Here is a 24,231-nt window from a genome sequence, read left to right as displayed (position 1 = left end):
TTTCGGGTGAACGGGAGGCGGCAGGCGGTTTCGGGACGCCCACTTCCCCCCGGCTTGCGACTTTAGACTATGCTTCCGACATAGCGAAACGTCTCCCGGACCGGCGGGAGCGGGCGCTTTGTATGGAAAGGACACGATGGACATCCAGGTCCAGCCGTCGACATTCACGCCGTCGGCCTATCAGACAGATCAACAGTTCTTTGCCACCAAGTATCAGCAGGGAACGCGCTCGGTCTACGGCCTCGCCTCCACGCCTGGCGAGCTTGTGGGCCTCGTGCCGCGCCCCGATCCGGCTGTTCCCACCGAGGGAAACCGTCGCATCAACGCGTCGCACGCCGAAGCGTTTGCGCGCTACTTCATCGAGAACGAGAGCTGGGTCATCCCCGGCATCATCTTGCGCGCGGTCAACATGTTCCACTTCGAGCCGATGCAGGAGATCCCCTCCGCAGCCTTCGGCGTGATGTCGTACCCGAAGCGACGCCAGGGCGACATCCACATCCTCGACGGGCAGCACCGCATCCTCGGGTTCTTCATGGCGCTGGACAAGCTCGATGCCGACATCGAGAAGGCCCGCTCCTACAAGGCGACCGTGCGGCGCACGATGCCCGACGACAAGCGGGCCGAGTTGGACGCGCAGAAGGAGATCGACCGGCTCGAGCGTGCTCGCGATCGCTTCTACAACCAGCGGGTGGCCGTTGAGATCCAGGTCACCGACGACATCGACGAAGCCAAGCAGATGTTCTTCGACATCGCCGAGAACGCCCTGGGCATCACCGCGTCGACTCGCGCGCGCTTCGACAGCCGCAAGATCGTCAACCGTGCGCTCCCGATGGTGCTCGAGCACCCGCTCCTGCTCAACCGGGTGGATCTGGACAAGGACCGCGTCCAGAAGAACAGCCCGTTCTGGATCCCCGCCTCGAAGGTCGTCGAGATCATCCGCACGATGCGGAAGGGCTTCGAGGGGCGCGTATCCCGCAAGGACAACGAGGCATGGAAGGGCGAGGAGGCCGCGATCGCCCGCGAAACCAACGAGTTCTTCGACCTCCTGGTGAAGACGATGCCGCCGGTGAACGCGCTGCTCCACAGCCAGATCACCGCCGGCCAGATGCGAGACACGATGCTCCTGGGCGGGCAGACGTTCATCCGCATCCTCGCGGGGGTCTACTACGAACTCCGCAAGGATCGGAAGTGGTCGACGAAGCAGGTCGAGGAGTTCTTCGCAGCTCTCGGCCCCCACGCCTCCGGGCGAGCGCACGCCAACTCCATCTGGAAGCGGCACGCACCCGACCACCTGTTCAACCTCAACGGCGTCGGCCCCTCCGGCCGCCGGGCCGACTCGGTCGAGCTGATGAACCTCATCACCGACTGGGCGATCACCCGCGCCCCGTTCGTCTACTCCGCCCCCGAGCCCGCGCCCGTGGCCGAGGAAGACCCTGACGAAGGGATCGACTTCGCGCCCTCGCACTCCACCAAGCAGCTCGAGCTGGAGCTGGAGCGAGAGAACGCCGAGGTCGCGCAGGAGTCGAAGGACCGACTCAACGCGAAGTAGTTAGCACCGCGAACGAACCCCCTCCTGATCCGGCACTCGCCCGGGAGGGGGTTTGTCGTTTCAGTGGAAGCAGTTTTGCCACAGTGACGCGGTTACGGTGAAACCGTGGGGGAACAACCATTCAGTCACGGCACGCGCACTGGCTACCAGAAGCGACGTTGCCGATGTGCATCGTGCAAACAGTGGGAGAGCGACCGTGGCCGCGCTCGTCGGGAGCGCGCAACCGAAGCGCAGCGCGCGCGGCGAGTCCAATTGCGGACAGTGTGGATAGCCGCCAACTCAGACCGATTGGATGTCTACCGGGAGCGTAAGCGGGTTGCCGCACGGCGCTCGCCCCTGCGCGTGAATCGACCGCGGCGCCCTCCCGAGCACGGTAGCGAGGCTCGCTACACATTGGGATGCAAGTGCCGGCCATGCAAGGACGCCCACGCGGCGCATACCCGCGTGTACTGGGCAGGCTACTCGGCGACCGCGCGCGCGAAAGCGATGGTCTCGGCTCGGAACGCCAAGCGCCGCGCGCGACGCCGCGGAGCCGACCACGGCTGCGTGAACACCGCGGCGGTGGATGAGCTACTTCGCCGGGCGCACGGGAGGTGTACATACTGTGGCGACTTCGCGCAGCACATCGACCACGTTCACCCGTTGAACTCGGGCGGGCTGCATTGCGTGAGCAATCTGACGCCCGCTTGCGCCGCTTGCAACCTGAGCAAGGGCACGAAGATTTTGGACGATCCACCAGCGCCCCTCATTGACTGCGGGAGCTACGCTTCGGCGGCATAGCGGTGCCCTAGACTCCCCCGCCGTGAACGAGATCCCCATGGCCCGCGGCAAGTCCGTGGACGACCAGCTCATCGAGCTGGCGGCGATGGAGATCAGCGCCGAAGAGATCTCCCGCCGACTCGGCGGCGCCGTCACCCCCGCCCGCGTCCGTCAGCGCGTCAACGATCTCCTCACCGCCGGCGACTGGCTCACGGACGTCCAGAAGGAGCGGGCCCTCATCCGCATCCTCCACATGAACCTCATGGCGATGCGCGGCGAGGAGCTCAACGCCGACAACGCCAAGCTCCAGCTCCAATACGCCAACGTCCTCCTCGACCGCCTCGACAAGCGCCAGGCGGTCACCAGCCAGCAACTCGAGACCTACAACGCGAACGTGGGTCGCACACTCGGCGAGGTCGTGATCCATGCCCTCGCATACATGAAGGGCGCCCTTTCCGCCGAGATCGACGCGCAACGATGGGACCTCCTCGTCGAGGACGCCATGCTCAGCGCGCGCCAGGCGATCGCCGCGAAGCAGGTCGACTCGTGACCATGCTCCTCGACGGCGCCGTCTTCGATGCCGCGATGGACGAGATCCGGGAACGCTCGCGCAAGGCCATCTACCAGCGCGACTACCTCGCGTGGGCCAGCGACGTCCTCGGCCGGCGCTACTACGAGAAGATGGCCGAGATCATGGTCGAGTGCGCCACTCCGACCACCGGACGCATTCGTAACGCGATCAAGAGCGCGAACGGTTGCGGCAAATCGCTCACCGTCGCCGACCTCATCGTGTGGTGGGTGTGCGCGTGGCCACCGGAGGAATCTCTCGCCCTGGCATCCGCGAACGGACGCCTGCAGATCCAGACGGTCATCTTCAAGTACCTCAAAGACTCCTGGGGCTACATGGCCTCCCGAGCCAAGGCCAAACAGGGTGCGCGCCCCCTCGGGTGGATCTCCGAAACGCTGGAGTGGAACTACCAGAAGCCCGATGGGTCCGGTAAGGAAGCGGTCGTCATCGGCAAGCGCCCAGCCGACCAGGACATCGTCTCCTCCTTCCAGGGCACGCGAAAGCGGCGCACGCTCGTCGGCCTCGACGAGATGGGTGGTCTACCGGATGACCTGCTGACCGCGGCCGAGGCCGTCGTCACCGGTCAGGAGTCGCGCATCGTCGGCATCGGGAACCCCGACCGCCGCGGAACGATGTTCTTCAACCTGTTCAACACCGACCTCGGCGCCGACTGGAACCTGCACACGATCTCGGCGTACGACCTGCCGACGATGACCGGCGAAATCGTCTACCCGGACGACCCAGCGATGCAACAGCGCATGCTCCAGGGGCTCACCTCTCGCCACTGGATCGCCCACAAGGAGCGATCGTGGATGACCGGCGGCGACATCGTGCCGGACGACCTGCACCCCGACGACGACCAGTACAACCGCCGCATAGGCGGCACCCCCAATGGTCGATTCCGAGCGAAAGTCCTCGGCGAATTCCCCGGCGACGCCGACAACACCTTCTTCGCCGAGGAAGAGATCCAGCGCGCCCACGAGACCCAGATCGAACTCGACGACTCCATCCGACCAGTCCTCGGCTGCGACATCGCCACCACCGGTGAGGACGAGTCGGTCGTCTACGTCAACCACGGCGGGCACGTCCGACTCTTCGCCAAGACGATCTCCTACATGGACGGCGAAGAGCAGCGTGAGACCACGGGCGTCTGGACCAAGGAGGACACCCTCACCGCGGCCCGCCGCATCAACGCGATCGCTCGATACACCAACGCCCGCGAAGTGCGCGTCGACGGTACGGCGGTTGGTGAAGGCGTCACCACCGACCTCATGCGCCTCCCGGAGTTCGCCGAGGACCGCAAGCACTACAACGTCGTCAGCGTCAAGGGCGCCCGCCGCTCCAGCGACAAGACCCGATGGAAGAAGTGGCGCGACGAGGTTCACGACCACCTGAACACCCTCATGAAGGACGGCAAGGTCGACCTCGATCCGGCCGACACGCAGCTCCGTGACGAGCTGATGCTCATCACCTACAAGCTCCTCGATGGAGCGATCAAAATCGACCCGAAGGCCGACATGAAGACCCTCCTGGGAGGGTCACCCGACCGTGCGGACGCGTGCATGTACGCCACGCTCGAGGTCGTCAACCCGCCGGAGGACGATCCCACCAGCCAGCTCGAACCCGGACAGGCCATCCTCCTCGACCCAACAGACTTCGTCGCCGAACGCTACCGCCGAGACAGCGACACCTACCCCCTTTGAACGCGTTTGCGTGCTAAGCGCGCCGTAGACTCCGCCGCCATGTCAGCCCAGAACGCCGTCCTCGTCGAGATCTCCGAGGCCATCGCCGAGGCTTCCGCCCTCGGGACGGAGGAAGGCGCCCGCGCCGTCGCCGTGCTGACGGAGTCATACGACCGCATGCGGAGCATCCTCGCCCGCGAAGACAAGGGCTGGGTCCGGCTCTACGACCGCGGCGCCGACTCCCAGTTCGGCCTTCGCCTGCAAGACCTCAAGGACTGGGGCCGCAAGCTCGAAGAGTCTGTACCCGGCGCACCCTGGATCGGCCGCGGCTTCCGCGTCCGCGCGAACTTCATCCTCAAGGACGGCATCCAGCACGGAGGCATCCCCGCCGGCGGCAGCCAGGGAGTCCCTGACATCCAGAAGTACGTCGACGACCCGCAGAACCAGGAGAACTACTTCGGCCCTGCCGCTCGGCGCAAGCGCGAGCACAACCTCTATACGCAGGGCATCGCGTTCTGGATTCTGGACGAACGTACCAAGAAGATCGAGGCCATCCCGCTCCGCCAGATCACGTCCGAGCTGATGCACCCAGACGGCATCGGAGTCGTCTGGGCCTACCTGCGCGAGTGGACGCACGTCAACCTCGAAACCGGCGAATCGTTCCCGTTGAAGATGTGGTACTTCACCGACCTCGCGAAGGACAATCGCTCCCTGACGGTCACCTCTGCGGACAAGTCCGAGAAGATCCCCGTCGCCCAGACGCACGTCATCTTCGCCCAGCACGCAAACCCCGTCGGGGGCCTCGCCTACGGCACGCCCGACGCCCTCGCCGCATGGATCTGGAACGGCATCGCCCGCGACGCCTACATGGACGGCCGATCGGTCACCGAAGCTCTCACCCGCTTCGCCCTCAAGGCCACCGCGAAGAACAAGCCCGCGGCGGACAACGTCGCCATGCAGTACGCCACCGCCCACACGGCCGGCGGCATGGCGGTCGTCGGCGGGGCCAACGATATCCAGGTGCTCCAGGGCGCACAGAAGGGCTACGAGTTCAACAGCCTCCGCCCACTGCTCGCCGTCATCGCAACCGCGCTCGACATCCCCACCACTGTCCTCACCAGCGACACCGGCGACGACAGCTATGCCTCGATCTCCTCCCTCGACCTGCCCACACGCCTCGCCATGCAAGCCCGCCGCGACGAACACATCGCCTTTGAGAAGCGCGTCCTTGCAGCGCTCGGCGCCCCCAACGCCACGGTCTCCTTCGTCCCGTTCGACACCGGTGAGGAGGTCTACCGCCTCGTCCAGGCCGCGATCCTCGACTACCAGCAGGACACCATCACCCGCCAGCAGCTCGCCGACCGCATCGCCGACATCTACGGACGCCCCCACGCGAACGTCCCGAGTGAAGATCAGCGCCCCTCCGTCCTGCTCGCGAAGGCGATGGCCAAGGCTGCACCGAAGCCCGCGCCGGCCGCCGGGGCGTCATCGGGCAACACCTCAGTCGCCTCCCCCGCGCAGGGCCGCTCGAACGGCACGGGCGGTCAGCAGGGTGGGAACGCCAGCAACGACATCCGACGGGACTGAAACAGATTCTCGATCGAAGCGATGTTCCCTCGACACCGTCCTTAGACTCCGCGCCCGTGAAGAACGAAGCCCCGGCCGCCGAGAACGGCGTCGTCGTCCGTGAGGGCGCATACCGTCAGGGCACGCGCGCCGTCACGCCCGACAGCGAGGGCCAGAAGTTCCGAGTTCGACTCATGGGCTGGGCGCCGGGCGCCACGGTCGTCGAGGGCTCCAGCGCCGACTACCCCGTCCCCGTGATCGTTCGAGACCTCGCACAGTCGCACCCCGCGGGGACGCGGATGCGCGCGAACCACGACAGCATGTGCGAGGCCGGGGGTGACGTCCGCCGGATCTTCGCCAAGACGATCTCCGATCCCGTCGAAGAAGCGGACGGCATGTACGCCGACGCCGTCGCCGCCGAAGGTGACGCGAGCGACTTCATCCGCCAGTTCGCCGACGTCATCGGAACCTCGATCACCGCCTCCGTCGAGCTCGAGAAGGAGTACCTGCTGGACGACAAGGGCCAGCCCAAGCGCGACGAGAACGGTGATCCGATCGTCACCACCCGCAAGGGGCCGCGCGGCCTGCCGATCGTGGAGCGCTTCCTCTCGATGAGCGAAGCGCCCTACAACTCGGTCGACTTCGTCGAGGTGCCCGGCGCGGACGGCGCGGTCGTCTCGCTGGCCCTGGAGAGCGCCAAGCGCATCGTCGACCAGACGGTCCTCCGCGAAGCCGCGGGCTTCGCAATCGGTCTCGCCGGCAAGCGCGAGAAGTCTTCCCTCGGCATCGCCGAGGGTGCCCAGCCTGGCTCCACCCCGGCGCCCGGATCCACCCACCAGAAGGACATCAGCATGGACGAGAAGGCCATCAAGGCCATCGCGGAGGCGCTCGGCGCCAACGTGAGCGCCGCCCTCCAGCCGCTGACCGACTTCGTTCAGGAGCAGAAGACGGCCGCCGAGGCGGCCGCCGCCGGGGCCAAGCCGGCCGACGCTCCGAACGCTGTCGCGTCGGCCATCACCGCGCTCGAGTCGATCAACAAGATCGACGGGATCGAGCTCGTTCCCACCCTCAAGGAGGCGCTCGTCGCCGACCTCAAGGCCGGCAAGGACATCAGCGCGGGCATCACCCTCGCGACGTCCGTCGCGGCCGAGGCGAAGACCGCGCAGGGCGCTCAGACGCCCGCAGCCGCCGCCACCACGATCCCCGGCTCGTACGTCGCCGCCGAGGCCGCCACGGGCGGATCCCCCGTCAAGAGCTGGACCGTCAGCGGACTCGGAGGTAAGTGACCATGGCCAAGGCAACGATCGAGGTCTTCGCGCACAGCGACGAGGCCACCGAAGTCTGGTACTTCGACACCCCCACCCCGGCCCTCACCCTCGCCGTCCAGGCGGGCGTGGCCGCCATCGTCCTCACCGACACCGAAGGCGTCCCCGGCACCTCCGTCACGTACGGCCCCCACACCGTCAGCGGCATCGTCCGCCCCGGCGTGTCGAACCGTGACGCGACCGCTGGCGGCGCGGGCAAGTACGCCGCAGGCGTCACCCTCAACGGCACGTGGGAATTCGACGGTGTCGTCAGCTCCGGCACCACGCCCACGCCGACCACCACGGCCCAGGGCACCAAGGTCTACGTCACCCCCGGCGGCGCACTGACCCTGGACTCCACCTCCAACACCCTCGTCGGCCGCGTGAACTACACGGCCACCTACGCCAAGGCCGCCGGCCGCCTCCCCGTCAAGCTGATCGGAGCACGCTGACCATGAGCACCCTGCTCGAGAACTACCAGAACCCCATCACCCTCGATGGCAAGCTGGAAGTCCACCCCCTCGTCAACGAGGCCAAGCTGGCGCGCGCCAAGGAGCTGTTCGAGGCCGCCCTCGCCGGCAACCGCATCGCCGACGCGACCCTCGCCGAGCTGTTCACCAGCTCGTCCATCGGGTTCTCGCTGACCCACCTCATCAACATGCAGGTGATCCCCCAGCTCCCCGAGGACGAGAAGCAGGTCATCGACGGCCTGGTGACCACGCGCACCGTGCGCGACTTCAACCCCGTCACGCTGCTCGACCTCATCGGCCTGGGCAAGTTCGAGGGCCCCGGCATCAGCCCCCGCGGCCGACTCGCGTCGATCCCCGAGGGCACGCGCTACCCGATCGTCACGGTCAAGGGCACCCAGGACTCGATGTACGAGAAGCTCGGCAAGTACGGTGCGCGCTTCGAGTTCACCTGGGAGTCGAAGATCAACGACTCCCTCACCGGCCTGCTCGAGCAGATCCCGGACGCGCTCCGCGACACCCAGCGCACGACCACCTACGAGGAGATCTTCGACGCGCTCGACGAGGCCGTGCTCCCCGCGTCGGCCGTGACGCTGCCCGACGGCACCATCGTCCCGCCGAACGCTCCGCTGTCGGTCGAGGCGATCATCGCCGCCGGCATGTTCCACGAGCAGGTCACGATCAACAACCGGAAGATCGGCGAGATCTCGGCCTACAACCTCTTCCTGCCCACCGGTGGCAAGAAGAAGTGGCTCTGGATGCTCGAGCGGTTCAACGCCGTCATCGAAGAGCAGGAGGGCTCGCTGCGCCTGCGCCCGGCACCGCTCGGCCAGCTCCTCCCGAACGTGACGATCGTCGAGTCTGACCGGATCGCCGCCGGCTCCTGGAAGCTGGTGCCGAAGCCGGGCACGACCAAGGGCCGCCCGGTCTGGGAGCTGCTCAAGCTCCGCGGGTACGAGGACATCGAGCTGCGCATGAAGTCGGACGCCGGCTTCCTGCTCAGCGGCGCCACGGTCGACGCCTTCGAGGGCTCCTACGAGGCCGACACGATCTCCATGCGGGCGCGCCTGGTGCGCGGCTCCGTCCTCTGGGACGACCGCTGGATCGTCGCGTCGAACGGCACGGGCCAGGCGTGAGCAAGCCCAAGCCCATCTCCCTGAGTCGGGGCACAGCCCCGGCTCCGGGGGAGAACACGCCCCAGCCGTTCGCCGTGGTGGGTGACCTCCCCGCGGCCACGCCGACGATCGCCGGCGGCGTGAAGAAGGGTGTCGCCGTGGCCAACGCCACCGACGCCGCCTCCACGCAGACCAGCCTCAACGCCCTTCTCGCCTCCCTCCGCACCGCCGGCGTCATCGCGTAACCCCGGCCCGACCAGGCCCCCGCCCACCCGGCGGGGGCCTTCGTCGTCTCTCGAAGCGAATAGCGTGCAATCCCGGTCGTAGACTCCGCCGCCATGACCGCAGGAGCCTTCCCCGTCGACCCGACCACGCCCGTCGGGCAACTCCGCTACCTGCTCGGCGACACCAACGCCACGACATCCGCCGCCGCCCCCGCCGGCACGAAGCTGTTCGCCGTCTGGTCGGACGCCGAGCTCACCGCCGCCCTCGCGATCGCGGGCGGTAGCGTCCTCCGCGCTGGCGGCCAGCTCGTCACACAGCTCGCCCTCTTCTACGCACAGCAGGGGCAGCTCAGCGTGAAGGCCGACGACCTCGGCCTCACGGTCAGCGCCCGCGGCGCGGACCTCAACACCATCGCTCGTACCCTCTTCCAGGAGGCCAGTGCCCGCGACGCCGCGGACGCCGACTCGTTCTTCGTGGTAGCCACGCGTCGCGCGGGGGTGTGCCTGTGACGCTCGTGCGCCTGCGCGGGCGCGTTCCCGGCTTCGGCCAGCTCGAAGCCCTGCCCGCAGGCACCATCGCCATCGAGCGATGGAGCGGCACCTCCCCCGCCTCCCTCGTGTCCGGCCAGAACTACATCCCGGACACGATCCTGCGCACCGCGATGAGCTGGATGACAGCGCAAGCGTGGCCGACAGTGCTCCCCGGCACCGCGATGGGCTCGGTTTCCGTCACATGAGCCCCGTCGACGTCCACAACACCGCAGCCGGCGGCCACGAGCTCGTCGACGTCGACCCATACCTCCCGACGGGCGTGTGCGCGATCTGCGAAGGCGTCGCCCTGGACGAGCGACCGCCGGAGGACCGCGGGCCGGACAATCCGTACATCCCGACGCTGCCCGAAGACGGCCCCACCAACTGACGCGCGGCGGGCCCGAAACTCCCGCCGCGCGTGGGGGCCCCAAGACCCCACTCGGCCCGGGGCTCAGGGAAAAACCAACGGTCCTAGCGTTCAGAATAGGGGGCCGACCTTTCGCATTTGGGCCCAGATTTGGACCGCGACACCATCTCAGGGCGAACGCATATTGATGCCGACGCAGACCTAGACTCCGCGCCCGTGAACAGCGGACGATACCTCGACCTCACGACCGGCAAGACCGGCTCGTACGACCGCGATCACGCCCGCGTGTTCCGCCAGCTCGAGAAGCTGCCGGACGACGTCACGGTCCTCCAGGGCGGCGACGCCGTGCTCTCCGAAGGCGTCGACATCGTCTTCGCAGCATCCACCGACGCCGACGCCGTCATCCTCCGCGGAGGTGGCGCATGACCACCGAAATCAAAGCCCGCACCTTTCAGCGCGTCGCCACGGCGGCCGAGTGGACGTCGGTGAACCCGATCCTCGGGAACGGCGAGATCGGCGTCGACGTCACCAACAACCAGTTCCGCGTCGGAGACGGCGTCAAGCGCTGGCTGCAGCTCCCTCCCGTCGGCGTCACCGTCGGCCAGATCGAAGCTCTCGTCGACCAGTACCTCCTGGAGAACCCGCCCGTCGGCGGCGGCGACGGAGGCGGTGGAGGCGGCAACCTCGGCGTGAGCACGCAGGAGATCGCGCCCGGGATCGTGCGCCTGACCATCAGCAGCTCCACAGACGGCGGCACTCCGACGAACCCTGTCGCGCCGGCACTCACTGGCGACCCGGTGATCAGCACCTACGCCGCGGGCGGTTCGCGCGTGACGTTCACGGTGACGGCGACGGGAACCCCGCTGAACTACCAGTGGTACGTCAGCAGTAACTTCGCTGATTGGACCGCGATCACCGGTGCGACTAGCGCGTCCTACCAGACCCCCACGCTCACGACCGGGCAGAACGAGACCTACTACCGCTGCTTCGTCTCGAACAGCCTCGGCAGCGTCACCTCGACCGCCGCGCGCCTGCGTGTTTCACCGACGGGCGCACCCGTCATCACGACGCAGCCCGTCAGCCCCGCCGCGGTGGCCGTCGGTGCCGATGTGACCCTGACGGTGGCCGCCACGGGCGCAACGAGCTACGCCTGGGAGACGACGACCGCGGGACCCGACGCGCCCGACTCGGAGTGGACGGACTCCTACAACCAGACGAACGCGACGCTGACCATCACCACCTCTTCGCTGACCACCTACGGCGCCTACTTCTACCGAGCTCGCGTCACCAATGCCTCGGGCTCCGTGCGGTCCGACACTGTCCGCGTCCAGGTGATCAACGGGAGCGACACCTACCCCCGCATCCTCCCCGGCCTCACCCGATACATCGTGGCGGCCCCCGGGTCGACGCGCACCCTGACCGTCGCGGCAACGGGCTCCGGCACCATCACCTACCGGTGGCGCACAAGCCAACAGACGGTCTACCTCCCGCAGACAACTCCCTCTCTGACGGTGAGCAACCTCACCCCCGCGCAATCCGGCATCACCTACGTCGCCGAAGCCGTCGGCGCAGGCGGTTCGATCTCGACATCCGGCGGATGCACCATCATCATCCCCAACCCCGCCGGCCCGACGATCATCGAGCAGCCGGACAGCCTGACCACCTACGTCGGGGGCGGAGGCTCGGTGCGCGTGCGCGCCGCCGGCGGCACGATCACTTATCAGTGGCAGAGCAGCGCCAACGGGAGCTCCGGCTGGGCAAACATCGCCGGCGCCACGTCGGCCACCTACGCCGACGGAACCCAGACCACATACCTCCGCTGCATCGTGACGAACTCGGCTGGAACAGTCACTACCCGCGTCATTCTCCTGTCCTTCGATGGGAACTAGGAGCCCAATGGATACCACCCTCGACTTCATCGCGCCTAGCATCGTCGACGCCAAGGGCGACCTCATCGTCGGCTCCGGCAACGACGCGCCCATCCGGGTCGGCTTGGGAAGCGACGGACAGGTTCTCACCGCCGACTCCGGGCAGCCGGCCGGCGTCCGCTGGGCGACGCCGAGCGTGAGCGGTGGCGGCGGCGGGACGAGCTCGGGACTGCAGGCGACCGTCTGGTTCTTCCCCTCGAGCGTCACTCCGCGCACGAGCGGCGCGGCACTCGTGACTCCCCCCACGGGGACCATTGAGCTCGTCGGCGCGACGCTGACCGTGCAGGCGATCGGTTCGGGGTCGTCCAGTGGGACCACGATTGTCCGATTCACCGCCGACGGCTCCCCGCTCGGCTCCATCTCGCTCGACTGGTCCGCACCTCAGACACGCGGATGGCAGAAGGCGGCCAGTGACACCGGCAAGCGCATCTTCGCATCCGCCCCCAGCCTCCCGACCGAGTCGGTCATTCGCTGCGAGATCCTGCAGGCACCCTCCGGGGGGACCATGCCGCAGAACCTCAGTGCCGTGCTCTGGTGGAGGTCCGTCTCGTGATCCTCGAGGAGAACGATGCGGCGACGATCGCGCGACCGATCACCCTGCCCCGCGGCATCGGCGGAATCCACAGCCTCGGACCGGACATCAAGAGCGACCAGTTGAGCGTCGTCGGCTTCCAGTCGATCATCTCGGCCGACCTCGCTCTGATACCCCCGTCAGCCCGCGTCGGCGAGTCGTGGACCCCCGTGGACGGCCGGCCCCGTGCTCTACAGATTTTCGTCGGCGAACCCGTAAGCGCAGAGGCAACGCCCGCGGCGAAACGGCTGGTCTGCTCGCTCTCGGCCGTGTCGCTGCCGAACACCACGTGGTCCGGCCTCTACAGCGCTGCAGTCACGGCCCTGGTGAAGAAGAGTCCAGGCATCCTCAATCACGAATACGGGCATCACGTCGACCAGATGTGGAGGGCGCCCGGTGACTCCACGCCGGTCGTGTCTGGATCGCAGTACGACATCACGGGGACCAATGGCGAGCTCATCCAGGCTATCGAGCGCGCCTGGCCGGGCATCGACGCGAACGCGTACGGCAAGACCAATCACAGTGAGTGGTTCGCCGAGATGTTTGCCCTCCAGACGAACGTCTCCTGGACCGCGGGCTTCACTCGTGGCCTGTGGGTGCTCTCTGGTCGGAGCAACGAAATCGCGGGCCACATCCGCGCCCTGTTCCTCGAGATGTTCCCCGACCTCCCTCGCTACTCGTGGGCCACCGACCGGATTCCGCCGTACGTCGTCAACGGCGCAGAAGTCGGCCCCTTCGTCCCGTGCGTGACGGGGCGAGACATCCCGACGCTGTCCCTCGGTACACCGTTCTTTCGCCGGTTCATCAGCGAGGTGGCCGAATCCGTGACCTGGACGATCGCTAGTGGCGCGCTACCGCCGGGTCTCACGCTCGACGGCTCGACCGGCGCTATCGCTGGCACGCCGACTACGGGTGGAACCTATTCGTTCACGCTCCGCGCGGCCAACAGCGCCGGGCAGACCGACCGGGCGTTCACGACGACCGTATTCGACCCCAGCTTGCCCATCCCGACCATCACGACGACCTCCGTGATCATCGACGCCGGCGTGGCCGTGAATTTCCAGCTCGCCGCCACCGGCGCCTCCCCGGTCTCCTGGTCCCTGCCGACGGTCGGCAAGCGGTTCGCCGACTACCCGCCCCTGGCGAACCTCTCCCTCAGCAGCTCGGGCGTGATAACCGGCACGTCCAACGGAGGCCAGACGAGCGCGCAGAAGGTGGTCGTGCGGGCGTCGGCATCCGGCGGCTACACCGATCGGGAGATCTACGTGCGGGTGGCAACGCCGACGGGATTCCGCACCAGCTCCCTCCCCTCCCTCACCGTCGGAGCGGCCGTCAACTCCGTCATCACCTTCTACTGCGAGAAGCCGGGAAGCATCCAGCTCACCGCCGGCTCCCTCCCCGCGGGACTGACGCTCAGTGGCGCCGACAACGACGCCTACCAGCCGAACGACTACAACGTCACCTTGACGGGGACGCCGACCACCGCCGGGGCGTACAGCTTCACGCTCACCGCGACCGGGTCCACGGGGCAGTCGGCGTCCGCGACGTTCAGCGGCCAGGTCGCCGCCGCCTGACGACCGCCCCGCGGTGACGTACCCTGGAACCGGCCGGGGAAGGGGACCGGTCTATGGGTTCGACGAAGGTCACGGGCGAGAAGCTCAAGCAGACGTTGGCGCGCGAGGCGCCGATCACGCTCCCGCAGCAGGCGTTCGGCCCGAACCCGATCGAGTGGTTCAAGGAGCCCCGTCCCGTCTGGGCGTGGGTGCAGTGGCGCGATCGCCCCGCCGAGCGGGTCGCCGGTGTCGCGCGGGGCGCGAACGACCGAGTCGTGATGCTGGCGTTCGACGCGAACGGAGACCACTGGGAGCCGGTCGTGTGGAGGAATGCCTGCGCCGTCCGGCGGGCCTAACGCATTCCGGCGACTCTGGGGATGCTCTCAGGCTCTCCCCCGCGGGGTGTACCACGCCAGTCAGGACGCAGTCAGGACCCCGAGTACCACATAAGTACCACGGCCCGGCACCTCACCTGAGGGCCGGGCCGCGATTTACCCGTCTGACCGGGTTATTTTTTGTGCACCCCCTGGGACTCGAACCCAGAACCCACTGATTAAGAGTCAGTTGCTCTGCCGATTGAGCTAGAGGTGCGTTCCGTTCGGCCCGGAAAACGCGTTCCGAACCGAGGGATTACGTTACCAGGCGTGACGTGGCCGCGCCAAATCGGCCGCGCATCGCCGTCTATCCTGGACGCGTGTCCCCCATCGATGAGACTCTCTCGTCCGCGCTCCACGGACCGTCCCTGAGCGACGACCTCGCGCTGGCCCTGCGCTTGGCCGACGCGGCCGATGCGGTCGCGATGGCCCGCTTCGACGCCGCCGACCTGCGCATCGACACCAAGCCCGACCGCACCCACGTCACCGAGGCCGATCTGGCGACCGAGCGTGCCATTCGGGAGATCCTGGATGCCGAGCGCCCTCACGACGCGATCCTGGGTGAGGAGTACGGCACCACGGGAGACACGGCACGCCGGTGGGTCATCGACCCGATCGACGGCACACACAACTACATGCGCGGCATCCCGGTCTGGGCGACGCTCATCGCGCTCACCGTCGACGGTGTGCCGCAGGTCGGCGTCGTGAGTCAGCCGGCGCTCGGCCGGCGCTGGTGGGCCGCCACGGGGCACGGCGCGTGGACCAATGGCCGCGACGGCGAGGCACGTGGCATCCATGTGTCCGGTGTCGAGGAGATCGCGCACGCGAGCATCAGCTTCCAGAGCATCGAGCAGTGGGACGACGTCGACCTCGTCCCGACGCTCGAGCGCCTCACGCGCGCCGTGTGGCGCGACCGCGGATACGGCGACGCACTCCCCTATATGTGGCTCGCCGAAGGGCGCCTCGAGCTCGTCGCGGAGTTCGGCGTGAAGGAGTACGACATCGCGGCGATCGCACCGATCGTGCGGGAGGCCGGCGGCCGCTTCTCGGCGTTCGACGGATCGGACCGACTGGACGCGGGGTCGTCCCTCGCGACGAACGGCGTGCTGCACGACGCGTTCCTCGCGTTCCTCCACGCGGAGGACACCCCGTGATGCGGCGCACACTCGCGGCGGCATCGGCGGCGCTCCTGACGGCGCTGGTGTTGACCGCGTGCACCCCGACCGCCGCAGCCCCGACGACTCCCTCACCGGTGCCGACGGGCGACTCGGCCGAAACTCCCGCCGCAACGCCCACGGATCCCCCGGATGACGAAGCCGCCGACCCGACGTGCGAGACCATCATCCTCTCTTCGACCGCCGCCGATTTCCGCAGCATCGGGTGGAAGGCGCAGAGCGAGCCGTTCCGTGTCGGTGCCACCGAGGTGCCCGACGGCATCCTGTGCAAGTGGAGCGACGGCTCGGCGACCGCCGCCGGGGTGCAGATGTTCGGGTGGGCGCCGATCGACGCCACCGCCGCCGACAAGGCGGAGCGCGACCTCGTGGCCTCCGGCTGGAAGCGTGAGGATGCCGCCAACGGAGACGTCTACGTGACCGAGAACCCCGAATGGCTCGCCGGTCGCGGTGTGGACGGCTACGGCATCACCTACCTGTTCGGCGACGGCTTCGTGAAGGTCGCCGACACGAAGCAGAGCCTCGTCCTGATCGATTGGCCGCCGAGTCAGCGATAGGGATTGACGGCATCCACGGATCCGGATGCCGCGTGCCCCTGGTCCCACGCGTCGCCCCGCGCTTCGCGCTCGCGCCAGATCACGTCGAGCTGGAGCACGCGCTGCGCCAGCGCCACCCAGTCGCGCCACGCTCCCGCGGGCACCGATGCACCGTCCGACGCGACGGCGCGCCACGTCTGGAGGTCGGCATCCGGATCCAGCTGGAAGGGGCCGACGTCGATGCGCTGCGTGCGGGGATCGGGCATGCTCCGACGCTAGGTCGCGAGCGCAGTGCCCGGCAAGCCGGTCGCGTAGGCTCGATCGTCGTGGCTATCGGCGCGACCATTCACACGTTCACGGTGCAGCTCTCGGACGTCGACCGCGGCGTGTACGACGAACTGCAGCTCCGGGTCGCTCGGCATCCGTCCGAGACCGACCCGTACATGCTCACGCGCGTGCTCGCCTACTGCCTCGAGTACGAGGAGGGCATCGCGTTCAGCGAGGGCGTCTCCGCGACCGACGAACCCGCCGTCATGGTGCGCGACCTCACCGGAGCCCTGGTGGCCTGGATCGAAGTGGGAGCCCCGGATGCCGCCCGCCTCCACACGGGCAGCATGAAGGCCGAGCGGGTCGCCGTCTACACCCACCGAGACCCCGAGAAGGTCGCCGCACCGTGGGCCGGCAAGCGCATCCATCGGGCGGAGGACGTGCTGCTGCACTCGTTCGACGCGGGCTTCGTCGAGCGGATGGCCGGCGCGATCGAGCGCCGCAACACCGCGACCCTGACCCGCACCGAGCGTCGCGTGTATCTCGAACTCAACGACGCGTCGGGCGAGAGCGACGTGCACACGCGGGCGGCGGTGTAGAGCTCAAGGGTCTGGATGGATAGCCTGGTCGCCAGGGCCGACCAGCATCCATCCATGTCGGCGCCCTGCGCTGCTCACCCGGAAGGATCTCCATGGACGATCTGATCGTCGCAATTCAGTCCCTCGCCCGGAGCGGCGAGGCCAAGGTGGGATCCGGAGTCTCCGAGCAGGAAATCGGCGAGGCAGAGGCGCTCCTGGGAAGTTTCCCGCCGGACTTCCGCGTCTACCTCCGGACATTCGGGTGGATGTCGATCGGAAGCGAAGAGTTCTTCGGACTCGGACCCGACGTCCAACACCCGTCCATGCTCATCACGAACGCGACGCTTCACGAACGCGCCGATGGCGGGCTCCCCTCGGACATGATCACGTTCTTGAACAACGGTGCCGGAGATCTTGCGTGCTTTCGCGGTCGACCCGATACCGACGACGGCGGAACGGTGTACTGGTTTCTGCACGAGACTCGAGAACTCGAAGCGACGGGGCAGACCTTCACCGAATTCGTGCGCGAGATCATCGACTGGGTCCTCGACGAATCGAATTCGTGATCCCGATCTCCTTCGCCCTCGTCGCACACCGCCCTCTGAAGAGGGAAACGCGGCGTGATTCGCTGCCGTAGGAACCCGGTCGCTAGCCCGGCTGCACCTGCCCGCCGGCTCGACGCGGCGATCTATCCGGCCGCAACTGGTCCCCGATCAGTCGTCGGCGAGATCCGCGAGGACGCCCCGGAGGTGTGCGTATAGACGCTCCCGGTCCTCGTCGGCAAGGGAGCGGAATTAGTCATGAAGATCCTCGTCGGGCGCGAGTGGCAGCACCTCACCTTCACCGATTTGCTGCACGTGCTGCATGTCGGATCCGTCTTTAGGCGAAGGGAGCGCACTGCGCCACCCGCTTACGCCGAGCACGCCGACATAAAGCAAAAGACCGCCCCGAAAGGCGGTCTTCTGTACTCGGTCGGTGTGACGATGATTCGTGGAGCTGGGGGGAATCGAACCCCCGTCCAACGCTGGGTCTCCGCGTTTTCTCCGGGCGCAGTCTGTGCAGACGTTCTGCTCGGCCCCGACCTTTGTCACAGACACCTAAGTCGACAGGCCCAGTCCGGGAAGAGTCCCGCGTGACGTCCGGACGCCGTCACACAGCAAGACCCCTAAATGACGCCAGGATCCGTGGCGGGGTCACACACGGTCTGACGGACTATCGGGCTCGCTTAGGCAGCGAGGGCGAAGTCAGTGCGCTTAGCATTGGCACTTATTGTTTTGCAGGGAGCGTTTACGAGATAACCCCACATCCTCGGCCCGCTTCTCGCGGATTCGCAGGCGCTGTCGAAACCGATCAGCCCCGGGAACTCCGTGCAGGAGCGACCATCGTCACGCTGTGGAGTTGTCAACCTCGGATGCCGAAACACCCGAGCATCTCAGTCTACAACGGATGCGAACCCTGGGCCATTCCCGGCGTCTCGCCTAGGCTCACGACATGAGTCAGGTCACCATCACGGTCCGGGGCGAGAGCGAGACGCGCGTGCGCGCGGAGGAGGCCGCGGTGCGGGTCACAGTGTCCACCGACGGTCCCTCTCGAGGGCCAGTGGTCGAACGGGCGCAGGAGCGGGCGGCATCCGTCCAAGACGGTCTGGTGGCGCACCTGCGCTCGGGCGAGGTATCGGAGTGGTCGAGCGCGCGGGTGTCCGTCTGGTCGGATCGGCCGTGGAACAGCGAAGGCGCGCAGCTGCCGCTCGTCCACCACGCCAGCGTCGAGCTGTCGGCCACCTTCACCGACGCCGGAGCGCTGTCGTGGTGGCTGGGCGACGTCGCCGAGTCCGATGACGTGCAGGTGACGGCCGTGGACTGGCGCCTCGCGCGCGACACCCGCGTGGGCGTCGAGCGGAAGGTCGCCGCCGCGGCCGTGCAGGTCGCCGTGGAGCGCGCCGCCGCCTACGCCGAGGCGCTGGGGCTGGCATCCGTCACCGCGGTCGAGATCGCGGATGCCGGACTGCTTGAGTCGCGACCGGACGCCGCGGCCCCCCGCATGATGTTCGCGAAGGCCGATACCGGGCCGTCGTTCAGCCTGCAGCCGCCCGAGCTCGTCGTGAGCGCCACCGTCGAGGGGCGCTTCGTCGCGGAGTGAGGGTCACTCCCCCAGGCGGTTGCGCGTGCGCATGGCGCGCTCGGCTTCGCGCTTGTCCTCGCGCTCGCGGATCGTCTGACGCTTCTCGAACTCGCGCTTGCCCTTCGCCACCGCGATCTCGACCTTGGCGCGGCCGTCGAGGAAGTACAGACGCAACGGGACGAGTGTGTACCCGCCGGCGGCGACCGCGTGCGACAGCTTCACGATCTCGTCCTTGTGCAGCAGCAGCTTGCGGGTGCGCTTGGCGGAATGGTTGGTCCAGTGCCCCTGCGAGTACTCGGGGATGTGAACGGCATCCAGGTACGCCTGACCGCCGTCGATGTAGGCGTAGCCGTCCGTGAGGTTCGCACGCCCCTGGCGGAGCGACTTCACCTCGGTGCCCGTCAGCACCAAACCGGCTTCGTACGTCTTCTCGATCGCGTAGTCGTGACGCGCCTTCTTGTTCGACGCGATGAGCTTTTCACCCTGCTCACGAGGCATGGTGCCACCTCCTCATGATTCCGGGCACACAGAGCCCCTGAGTCTACGCGATCAGGCGCGCAACCAGCGGCGGATCGCGAAGCTGGCGCTGAGGGCGGCCAACAGCACGCCGATCACGATGATCACCGGCACCACGATGGCGAGGTCGCTGACGCCGACCCACGACGTGATGAAGTTGATCCGGTCGCGGAGATATTGGTTCACCCCGACCCCGACGATCGCCCAGACGGCGACGCTCGCGAGGGCCGAGCCGATCAGCGCGGCGAGGACGCCCTCCAGCACGAACGGCGTCTGGATGAAACGGTTCGAGGCGCCGACGAGTCGCATGATGCCGAGCTCCCGTCGTCGCGCGAACGCGGACAGACGGATGGTCGTGGCGATCAGCAGCACCGCCGCGATGAGCATGAGGGCAGCGATGCCGACGGCGACGTAGGTCGCGACGGTGAGTGTCTGGAACAGCGGCTCCAGGTACTGCATCTGGTCGGTGACACCCTCGACACCGGCCTGACCGGTGAAGGCCTCGGCGATCACGTCCGACTGGCTCTGGTCGACGAGGTTGATGTTGAAGGTAGCGTTGAACTGGTCGGCCGAGACGACCCCGATGATGTCTTCGGGCAGCTGCGACTTGGCATCCTCGAAGACCTGCTCGCTCGTCGAGTACGTGTAGTTGCGGATCAGCGGAGCCAGCGCCGGGCCGTCGAGAGTGGCCGTGACCTTGTCGATCTCGTCCTGCGACGCGGCCTGACCGGCGACGCACGGATCCTTGTCGGACACCGTCGAGCACATGAAGACGGCGACCTGCGCGCGGTCGGCCCAGTACGACTGCATCTTGCCGATCTGCATCTGCATGAGCATCGCGGCACCGACGAACGTCAACGAGACGAACGTCACGAGGATCACCGAGATGACCATCGAGGCATTGCGGCGGAGACCCGTGAAGGCCTCCGAGAGGATGAGCCCGAACCTCATGACGTGGGTCCCACTTCGTCGTCGCGGTCGTTCTTGTCGGCGAGGCCGAGACGGTCGGCGAGACCGAGCGCATCGACGTCGGGCGTCGTCACGGGCACGGAGCGCGTGTGCGTGCTCGGCTCCTCGACGGGCGCCGCGGCCGCGGCGGCCCGCTCGGCCTCCGCGCGCTTCGCGTCCTCGAGGTTCAGGGGCTCTACGGACCCGGTGATGTGCGCAACCTCGCGCTGCACCTCGAGCACCGCGGTGAGGGCCGCGACCGCGGCCGCACCCTTCTCGACCTCGGGGGCGAGACGCGGCAGGCCGGACGTGTCGCCGTAGCCGCCGCGCCGCTCGTCGCGGACCATCTCACCGTTGCGGAGCTCGATCACGCGCCGCTGCATCTGGTCGACGAACCCGGCCTCGTGCGTGGCCATGACCACCGTCGTGCCGCCGGCGTTGATGCGGGCGAGCAGCTGCATGATGTCGATCGAGGTGCCGGGGTCGAGGTTTCCCGTCGGCTCGTCCGCGAGGAGCACCTGGGGTCGGTTCACGAGAGCGCGCGCGATCGCGACGCGCTGCTGTTCGCCGCCGGACAGCTCGTGCGGCAGGCGCTTCTCCTTGCCGTCGAGACCGACGAGCGCCAGAACCTCCGGCACAGCCTGCTGGATGAACCCGCGCGAGGCGCCCGTGACCTGCAGAGTGAACGCGACGTTCTGGTGCACGGTCTTGTTCGGGAGCAGCCGGAAGTCCTGGAAGACCGACCCGATGTGGCGCCGGAAGTACGGCACCTTCCGGTTCGACAGCGTGCGCAGGTCGCGTCCGAGGACGACGACCCTCCCCTCGCTCGGCGTCTCCGCCCGCAGGATGAGCTGCAGGCACGACGACTTTCCGGAGCCAGAAGCCCCGACGAGGAAGACGAACTCTCCGCGCTGCACCTCGAAGTCGACGGCGTTCAACGCCGGTCTCGTGGTGCCGCGATACCGCTTGGTGACGTTCTCGAACCGGATCATGGCTCGACGAGCCTAAGCGCGCGGCTCCCCCAGCCCGACAGGACGCGCCGGTTCACGAAACCGGGAGAGTCCTATGGATGCCACACCCGTGGCATCCATCGATCAGTCGTCGTCGTCCTTGCGCTTACGCCAGCGGATGCCGGCCGCGATGAGCCCGTCGAGGTCGCCGTCGAAGACGACCGCGGGGTTTCCGACCTCGTATCCGGTGCGGAGGTCCTTCACGAGCTGCTGGCCGTAGAGGAAGTACGACCGCATCTGGTCGCCCCAGCTCGCGGTGATCGTGCCCGCGAGCTCCTTCTTCTTGGCCGCTTCCTCTTCGCGCTTGAGCAGCAGGAGGCGCGTCTGCAGCACGCGCATGGCGGCCGCACGGTTCTGGATCTGCGACTTCTCGTTCTGCATCGAGACGACGAGGCCCGTGGGGATGTGCGTGATGCGCACGGCGGAGTCGGTCGTGTTGACCGACTGTCCACCGGGGCCCGAGGAGCGGAACACGTCGACGCGGATGTCGCCCTCCGGAACCTCGACCTCGACGGCCTCTTCCATCACGGGGATGACCTCGACCGCGGCGAAGCTCGTCTGGCGCTTGTCGGCGCCGCCGAAGGGGCTGATGCGCGCGAGGCGGTGGGTGCCGGCCTCGACGGACAGCGTGCCGTAGGCGTAGGGGACGTCGACCTCGAAGGTCGCGGACTTGATGCCCGCACCCTCGGCGTAGGACGTGTCCATGACCTTGACGGGGTACTTGTGGCGCTCGGCCCAGCGCAGGTACATGCGCAGGAGCATCTCGGCGAAGTCGGTGGCGTCGTCGCCGCCGGCGCCCGAGCGGATCGTCACGACGGCCGAGCGCGCGTCGTACTCCCCGTCGAGGAGCGTCTGCACCTCGAGCTGGTTGATGACCTCGCGCAGCGACGCGAGCTCTTTGCGCGCCTCGTCGGCGGAGTCCTCGTCCTCCATCTCGTTCGCCAGTTCGACGAGCACCTCGAGGTCGTCGAGGCGTTGGCCGATCTCGGTGATGCGCTTGAGTTCGGCCTGACGGTGGCTGAGGCGGCTGGTGACCTTCTGGGCGTTGTCGACGTCGTCCCAGAGGTCGGGCGCTCCCGCCTCTTCGTTCAGGCGTTCGATGTCGGCGGTGAGTGCGTCGACGTCGACCACGGCCTGAATATCGGCGAAGGTCGAGCGCAGCGCCTGGATGTCGGCGGCAAGGTCCAGTTCGAGCATGACACTCCAGCCTATCGTGGAGACGATGACGAGCGACTCCCCCCGCGATGTGCTCTTCCGCTTCGCGCCCATGATCTACGGGCCGACTCTGCTGTTCGCGCTCGGCGAGGGCGCCGTCATTCCGCTCATCCCGGTGATCGCGAACCGGCTCGGCGCCGACGTCGCGCTGGCCGCCCTCATCGCCTCGGCGCTGGTCGTGGGGACGTTGTGCGGCAACATCCCGGCGGGATGGGCGGTCGCCCGTTTCGGGGAACGCCTCACGATGGGCGTCGCGGGCATCGTCATCCTGGGCGGGCTCGCGGGAGTCGTGTTCGCGAATTCGCTCGCCGTCTTCGCGGCGGCGGTATTCCTGATCGGGTTCTGCGCGGCATCCTTCGCCCTCGCCCGGCATTCGTTCATGACCACGCGCGTGCCGCTGCACTTCCGGGCGCGGGCGCTGTCGCTGCTCGGCGGGACGTTCCGGCTCGGCATGTTCGTCGGACCGTTCATCTCGGCCGCGCTCCTCGGGATCTTCGGCGACGAGTCCGCGTCGATCGCGTTCTTCGCGGTCTGCCAGGTCGCGACGATCCTGCTCGTGTTCCTGGGCCCCGATCCCGAGCGCCTGGTGCCCGCGACCGCCACCTCGAGCGCCGTGGCCCCCGCCGCCGCCCCGAGCCTCGACGAGGAGGACACCGGCGAGCCGGTGACCGGCGCGATCCCCATCGCGGAGCGGGCCGGGGTCTTCCGCACGATGTGGCGGTACCGCGGCGTGCTGTCGCGGCTCGGGCTCGCGGCGGCGTCGCTCTCGGCCGTCCGGTCCGCCCGCCAGGTGGTGCTCCCCCTGTGGGGCGTGTCGCTGGGACTGGATGCCTCGACGATCGCGGTGGTCGTCGGAGTCTCGGGCGCGATCGACTTCGCGTTGTTCTACGCGAGCGGTCAGGTGATGGACCGGTTCGGGCGGCTCTGGGCCGCGCTCCCCGCCATGGTCCTGATGGGCGCGGGCTTCTTCGCACTGTCCGTGACGCACGAGTCGGGCAGCGCGGCGCTCTGGTACGGGATGTTCGCGGCGGTCCTCGGCGTCGGGAACGGTCTCTCCAGTGGCATCCTGCTCACCCTCGGCGCCGACCTCGCACCCGCGGAAGAGCCGGCCGCCTTCCTCGGCTCGTGGCGCACGCTCACCGACGGCGGCGGGGCGATCGCCCCGGTCCTCGTCTCGGCGCTGACGGCGGCGATATCACTCCCCGTCGCCGTCGCGGCGATGGGGGTGGTGGCGGTCGCCGGGGCCGTGGGCTTCGTCCGGTGGGTGCCGCGTTACGTGCCGCGCACCCGGTGATTTGCCCGGACTCGCC

General features: G+C 68.0%; 28 protein-coding genes, 1 tRNA gene and 1 other RNA gene. 23 read left to right on the top strand and 7 right to left on the bottom strand.

Going from position 1 to position 24,231, the window contains the following annotated elements; all coding sequences use genetic code 11:
- Positions 1-136: 136 nt before the first annotated feature.
- The 17 genes from AVW09_RS07105 (at position 137) to AVW09_RS07030 (ending at position 14,540) form a co-directional block, all read left to right on the top strand.
- On the top strand, positions 137-1,549 hold the full coding sequence (locus tag AVW09_RS07105) for a DNA sulfur modification protein DndB (RefSeq protein WP_063257387.1): 1,413 nt from the start codon (positions 137-139) through the stop codon (positions 1,547-1,549).
- 486 nt (positions 1,550-2,035) lie between these two features.
- Positions 2,036-2,329: an HNH endonuclease gene (locus AVW09_RS18440; RefSeq protein WP_082822859.1), complete on the top strand. Its 294-nt coding sequence runs from the start codon at positions 2,036-2,038 to the stop codon at positions 2,327-2,329.
- A gap of 22 nt (positions 2,330-2,351) precedes the next feature.
- Entirely contained in the window at positions 2,352-2,858 is a 507-nt protein-coding gene (locus AVW09_RS07100; protein WP_156495990.1) for a hypothetical protein, read from the top strand.
- Positions 2,855-4,579 carry a hypothetical protein gene (locus tag AVW09_RS07095; RefSeq protein WP_156495989.1) on the top strand — a complete coding sequence of 575 codons (1,725 nt, stop codon included), beginning with the start codon at positions 2,855-2,857 and terminating at the stop codon, positions 4,577-4,579. The genes AVW09_RS07100 and AVW09_RS07095 overlap by 4 nt, the downstream gene beginning before the upstream one ends.
- Positions 4,580-4,618: 39 nt before the next feature.
- On the top strand, positions 4,619-6,145 hold the full coding sequence (locus AVW09_RS07090) for a hypothetical protein (protein ID WP_063257384.1): 1,527 nt from the start codon (positions 4,619-4,621) through the stop codon (positions 6,143-6,145).
- Between the two features lie 56 nt (positions 6,146-6,201).
- Entirely contained in the window at positions 6,202-7,410 is a 1,209-nt protein-coding gene (locus AVW09_RS07085; protein ID WP_063257383.1) for a hypothetical protein, read from the top strand.
- 2 nt (positions 7,411-7,412) lie between these two features.
- Positions 7,413-7,880, top strand: coding sequence for a hypothetical protein (locus AVW09_RS07080; protein ID WP_063257382.1), 468 nt, complete (start codon positions 7,413-7,415; stop codon positions 7,878-7,880).
- Between the two features lie 2 nt (positions 7,881-7,882).
- Positions 7,883-9,031, top strand: coding sequence for a phage major capsid protein (locus AVW09_RS07075; protein WP_063257381.1), 1,149 nt, complete (start codon positions 7,883-7,885; stop codon positions 9,029-9,031).
- Positions 9,028-9,255 carry a head fiber protein gene (locus AVW09_RS07070; RefSeq protein WP_063257380.1) on the top strand — a complete coding sequence of 76 codons (228 nt, stop codon included), beginning with the start codon at positions 9,028-9,030 and terminating at the stop codon, positions 9,253-9,255. Before AVW09_RS07075 ends, AVW09_RS07070 begins: the two co-directional genes overlap by 4 nt.
- Before the next feature lie 93 nt (positions 9,256-9,348).
- Positions 9,349-9,744 (top strand): hypothetical protein, encoded by a 396-nt coding sequence (locus AVW09_RS07065; protein ID WP_063257379.1) that lies wholly within the window; start codon positions 9,349-9,351, stop codon positions 9,742-9,744.
- Positions 9,741-9,971 carry a hypothetical protein gene (locus AVW09_RS07060; RefSeq protein ID WP_063257378.1) on the top strand — a complete coding sequence of 77 codons (231 nt, stop codon included), beginning with the start codon at positions 9,741-9,743 and terminating at the stop codon, positions 9,969-9,971. The genes AVW09_RS07065 and AVW09_RS07060 overlap by 4 nt, the downstream gene beginning before the upstream one ends.
- Positions 9,968-10,153 (top strand): hypothetical protein, encoded by a 186-nt coding sequence (locus AVW09_RS07055; RefSeq protein ID WP_063257377.1) that lies wholly within the window; start codon positions 9,968-9,970, stop codon positions 10,151-10,153. Before AVW09_RS07060 ends, AVW09_RS07055 begins: the two co-directional genes overlap by 4 nt.
- A gap of 195 nt (positions 10,154-10,348) precedes the next feature.
- The gene (locus AVW09_RS07050; RefSeq protein ID WP_063257376.1) at positions 10,349-10,558 is read left to right on the top strand and encodes a hypothetical protein; all 210 of its coding nucleotides are present in this window, start codon (positions 10,349-10,351) and stop codon (positions 10,556-10,558) included.
- The gene (locus AVW09_RS07045; protein WP_063257375.1) at positions 10,555-12,021 is read left to right on the top strand and encodes a hypothetical protein; all 1,467 of its coding nucleotides are present in this window, start codon (positions 10,555-10,557) and stop codon (positions 12,019-12,021) included. Before AVW09_RS07050 ends, AVW09_RS07045 begins: the two co-directional genes overlap by 4 nt.
- Before the next feature lie 7 nt (positions 12,022-12,028).
- On the top strand, positions 12,029-12,613 hold the full coding sequence (locus AVW09_RS07040; protein ID WP_063257374.1) for a hypothetical protein: 585 nt from the start codon (positions 12,029-12,031) through the stop codon (positions 12,611-12,613).
- Positions 12,595-14,205 carry a putative Ig domain-containing protein gene (locus AVW09_RS07035; RefSeq protein ID WP_156495988.1) on the top strand — a complete coding sequence of 537 codons (1,611 nt, stop codon included), beginning with the start codon at positions 12,595-12,597 and terminating at the stop codon, positions 14,203-14,205. Before AVW09_RS07040 ends, AVW09_RS07035 begins: the two co-directional genes overlap by 19 nt.
- Before the next feature lie 53 nt (positions 14,206-14,258).
- Positions 14,259-14,540 (top strand): hypothetical protein, encoded by a 282-nt coding sequence (locus AVW09_RS07030; protein ID WP_063257372.1) that lies wholly within the window; start codon positions 14,259-14,261, stop codon positions 14,538-14,540.
- Between the two features lie 162 nt (positions 14,541-14,702).
- On the opposite strand, the gene AVW09_RS07025 is transcribed toward AVW09_RS07030, so the two are convergent.
- A tRNA-Lys gene (locus tag AVW09_RS07025) sits at positions 14,703-14,775 on the bottom strand.
- Positions 14,776-14,887: 112 nt separating this feature from the next.
- Here AVW09_RS07025 and AVW09_RS07020 point away from each other — a divergent pair.
- Both AVW09_RS07020 and AVW09_RS07015 read left to right on the top strand, forming a co-directional pair.
- The gene (locus tag AVW09_RS07020; RefSeq protein WP_063257730.1) at positions 14,888-15,712 is read left to right on the top strand and encodes an inositol monophosphatase family protein; all 825 of its coding nucleotides are present in this window, start codon (positions 14,888-14,890) and stop codon (positions 15,710-15,712) included.
- Entirely contained in the window at positions 15,709-16,287 is a 579-nt protein-coding gene (locus AVW09_RS07015) for a hypothetical protein (RefSeq protein ID WP_442922738.1), read from the top strand. Before AVW09_RS07020 ends, AVW09_RS07015 begins: the two co-directional genes overlap by 4 nt.
- On the opposite strand, the gene AVW09_RS07010 is transcribed toward AVW09_RS07015, so the two are convergent.
- Positions 16,278-16,532, bottom strand: a complete 255-nt coding sequence (locus AVW09_RS07010) for a hypothetical protein (protein ID WP_063257370.1) — start codon at positions 16,530-16,532, stop codon at positions 16,278-16,280. The two genes, AVW09_RS07015 and AVW09_RS07010, sit on opposite strands and share 10 nt — an antisense overlap.
- Before the next feature lie 60 nt (positions 16,533-16,592).
- Here AVW09_RS07010 and AVW09_RS07005 point away from each other — a divergent pair, with 60 nt between their 5' ends.
- Both AVW09_RS07005 and AVW09_RS07000 read left to right on the top strand, forming a co-directional pair.
- Entirely contained in the window at positions 16,593-17,132 is a 540-nt protein-coding gene (locus AVW09_RS07005) for a YaeQ family protein (RefSeq protein ID WP_063257369.1), read from the top strand.
- 92 nt (positions 17,133-17,224) lie between these two features.
- Positions 17,225-17,677, top strand: coding sequence for an SMI1/KNR4 family protein (locus tag AVW09_RS07000; RefSeq protein WP_063257368.1), 453 nt, complete (start codon positions 17,225-17,227; stop codon positions 17,675-17,677).
- Positions 17,678-18,099: 422 nt separating this feature from the next.
- Here the strand turns inward: AVW09_RS07000 and ssrA are convergent.
- Positions 18,100-18,469: a transfer-messenger RNA gene (gene ssrA / locus AVW09_RS06995) on the bottom strand.
- 133 nt (positions 18,470-18,602) lie between these two features.
- Here ssrA and AVW09_RS06990 point away from each other — a divergent pair.
- The gene (locus AVW09_RS06990; RefSeq protein ID WP_063257367.1) at positions 18,603-19,250 is read left to right on the top strand and encodes an SIMPL domain-containing protein; all 648 of its coding nucleotides are present in this window, start codon (positions 18,603-18,605) and stop codon (positions 19,248-19,250) included.
- A gap of 3 nt (positions 19,251-19,253) precedes the next feature.
- Here the strand turns inward: AVW09_RS06990 and smpB are convergent, their stop codons facing one another.
- From smpB to prfB, 4 genes are all read right to left on the bottom strand, one after another.
- Positions 19,254-19,730, bottom strand: coding sequence for an SsrA-binding protein SmpB (gene smpB / locus AVW09_RS06985; RefSeq protein ID WP_063257366.1), 477 nt, complete (start codon positions 19,728-19,730; stop codon positions 19,254-19,256).
- A gap of 51 nt (positions 19,731-19,781) precedes the next feature.
- On the bottom strand, positions 19,782-20,699 hold the full coding sequence (gene ftsX / locus AVW09_RS06980) for a permease-like cell division protein FtsX (protein ID WP_063257365.1): 918 nt from the start codon (positions 20,697-20,699) through the stop codon (positions 19,782-19,784).
- A complete protein-coding gene (gene ftsE / locus AVW09_RS06975) occupies positions 20,696-21,688 on the bottom strand; it encodes a cell division ATP-binding protein FtsE (RefSeq protein ID WP_063257364.1) in 993 nt (330 codons plus the stop codon). The genes ftsX and ftsE overlap by 4 nt, the downstream gene beginning before the upstream one ends.
- A 102-nt stretch (positions 21,689-21,790) precedes the next feature.
- Positions 21,791-22,903, bottom strand: a complete 1,113-nt coding sequence (gene prfB, locus AVW09_RS06970; RefSeq protein WP_022878413.1) for a peptide chain release factor 2 — start codon at positions 22,901-22,903, stop codon at positions 21,791-21,793.
- Between prfB and AVW09_RS06965 the strand changes: the two genes are divergently transcribed.
- Positions 22,902-24,215 carry an MFS transporter gene (locus tag AVW09_RS06965; RefSeq protein ID WP_231901789.1) on the top strand — a complete coding sequence of 438 codons (1,314 nt, stop codon included), beginning with the start codon at positions 22,902-22,904 and terminating at the stop codon, positions 24,213-24,215. The genes prfB and AVW09_RS06965 overlap by 2 nt on opposite strands.
- Positions 24,216-24,231: the final 16 nt, after the last annotated feature.

It is taken from the genome of Microbacterium sp. T32 (assembly GCF_001619615.1).
In the GTDB taxonomy this organism is placed as follows: Bacteria; Actinomycetota; Actinomycetes; order Actinomycetales; family Microbacteriaceae; genus Microbacterium.
Note: the sequence above shows the minus strand (reverse complement) of the source record. Positions and strands in the feature narration are given on the sequence as shown.

Coding starts and splice junctions, on each gene's coding strand:
- AVW09_RS07055 (WP_063257377.1), top strand. CDS start 9,968: ATGAGCCCCGTCGACGTCCACAACACCGCAGCCGGCGGCCACGAGCTC.
- AVW09_RS07065 (WP_063257379.1), top strand. CDS start 9,349: ATGACCGCAGGAGCCTTCCCCGTCGACCCGACCACGCCCGTCGGGCAA.
- prfB (WP_022878413.1), bottom strand. CDS start 22,903: ATGCTCGAACTGGACCTTGCCGCCGACATCCAGGCGCTGCGCTCGACC.
- AVW09_RS07040 (WP_063257374.1), top strand. CDS start 12,029: ATGGATACCACCCTCGACTTCATCGCGCCTAGCATCGTCGACGCCAAG.
- ftsE (WP_063257364.1), bottom strand. CDS start 21,688: ATGATCCGGTTCGAGAACGTCACCAAGCGGTATCGCGGCACCACGAGA.
- AVW09_RS06990 (WP_063257367.1), top strand. CDS start 18,603: ATGAGTCAGGTCACCATCACGGTCCGGGGCGAGAGCGAGACGCGCGTG.
- AVW09_RS07030 (WP_063257372.1), top strand. CDS start 14,259: ATGGGTTCGACGAAGGTCACGGGCGAGAAGCTCAAGCAGACGTTGGCG.
- AVW09_RS07105 (WP_063257387.1), top strand. CDS start 137: ATGGACATCCAGGTCCAGCCGTCGACATTCACGCCGTCGGCCTATCAG.
- AVW09_RS07000 (WP_063257368.1), top strand. CDS start 17,225: ATGGACGATCTGATCGTCGCAATTCAGTCCCTCGCCCGGAGCGGCGAG.
- AVW09_RS07080 (WP_063257382.1), top strand. CDS start 7,413: ATGGCCAAGGCAACGATCGAGGTCTTCGCGCACAGCGACGAGGCCACC.
- AVW09_RS06965 (WP_231901789.1), top strand. CDS start 22,902: ATGACACTCCAGCCTATCGTGGAGACGATGACGAGCGACTCCCCCCGC.
- AVW09_RS18440 (WP_082822859.1), top strand. CDS start 2,036: ATGGTCTCGGCTCGGAACGCCAAGCGCCGCGCGCGACGCCGCGGAGCC.
- AVW09_RS07010 (WP_063257370.1), bottom strand. CDS start 16,532: ATGCCCGATCCCCGCACGCAGCGCATCGACGTCGGCCCCTTCCAGCTG.
- AVW09_RS07075 (WP_063257381.1), top strand. CDS start 7,883: ATGAGCACCCTGCTCGAGAACTACCAGAACCCCATCACCCTCGATGGC.
- ftsX (WP_063257365.1), bottom strand. CDS start 20,699: ATGAGGTTCGGGCTCATCCTCTCGGAGGCCTTCACGGGTCTCCGCCGC.
- smpB (WP_063257366.1), bottom strand. CDS start 19,730: ATGCCTCGTGAGCAGGGTGAAAAGCTCATCGCGTCGAACAAGAAGGCG.
- AVW09_RS07045 (WP_063257375.1), top strand. CDS start 10,555: ATGACCACCGAAATCAAAGCCCGCACCTTTCAGCGCGTCGCCACGGCG.
- AVW09_RS07090 (WP_063257384.1), top strand. CDS start 4,619: ATGTCAGCCCAGAACGCCGTCCTCGTCGAGATCTCCGAGGCCATCGCC.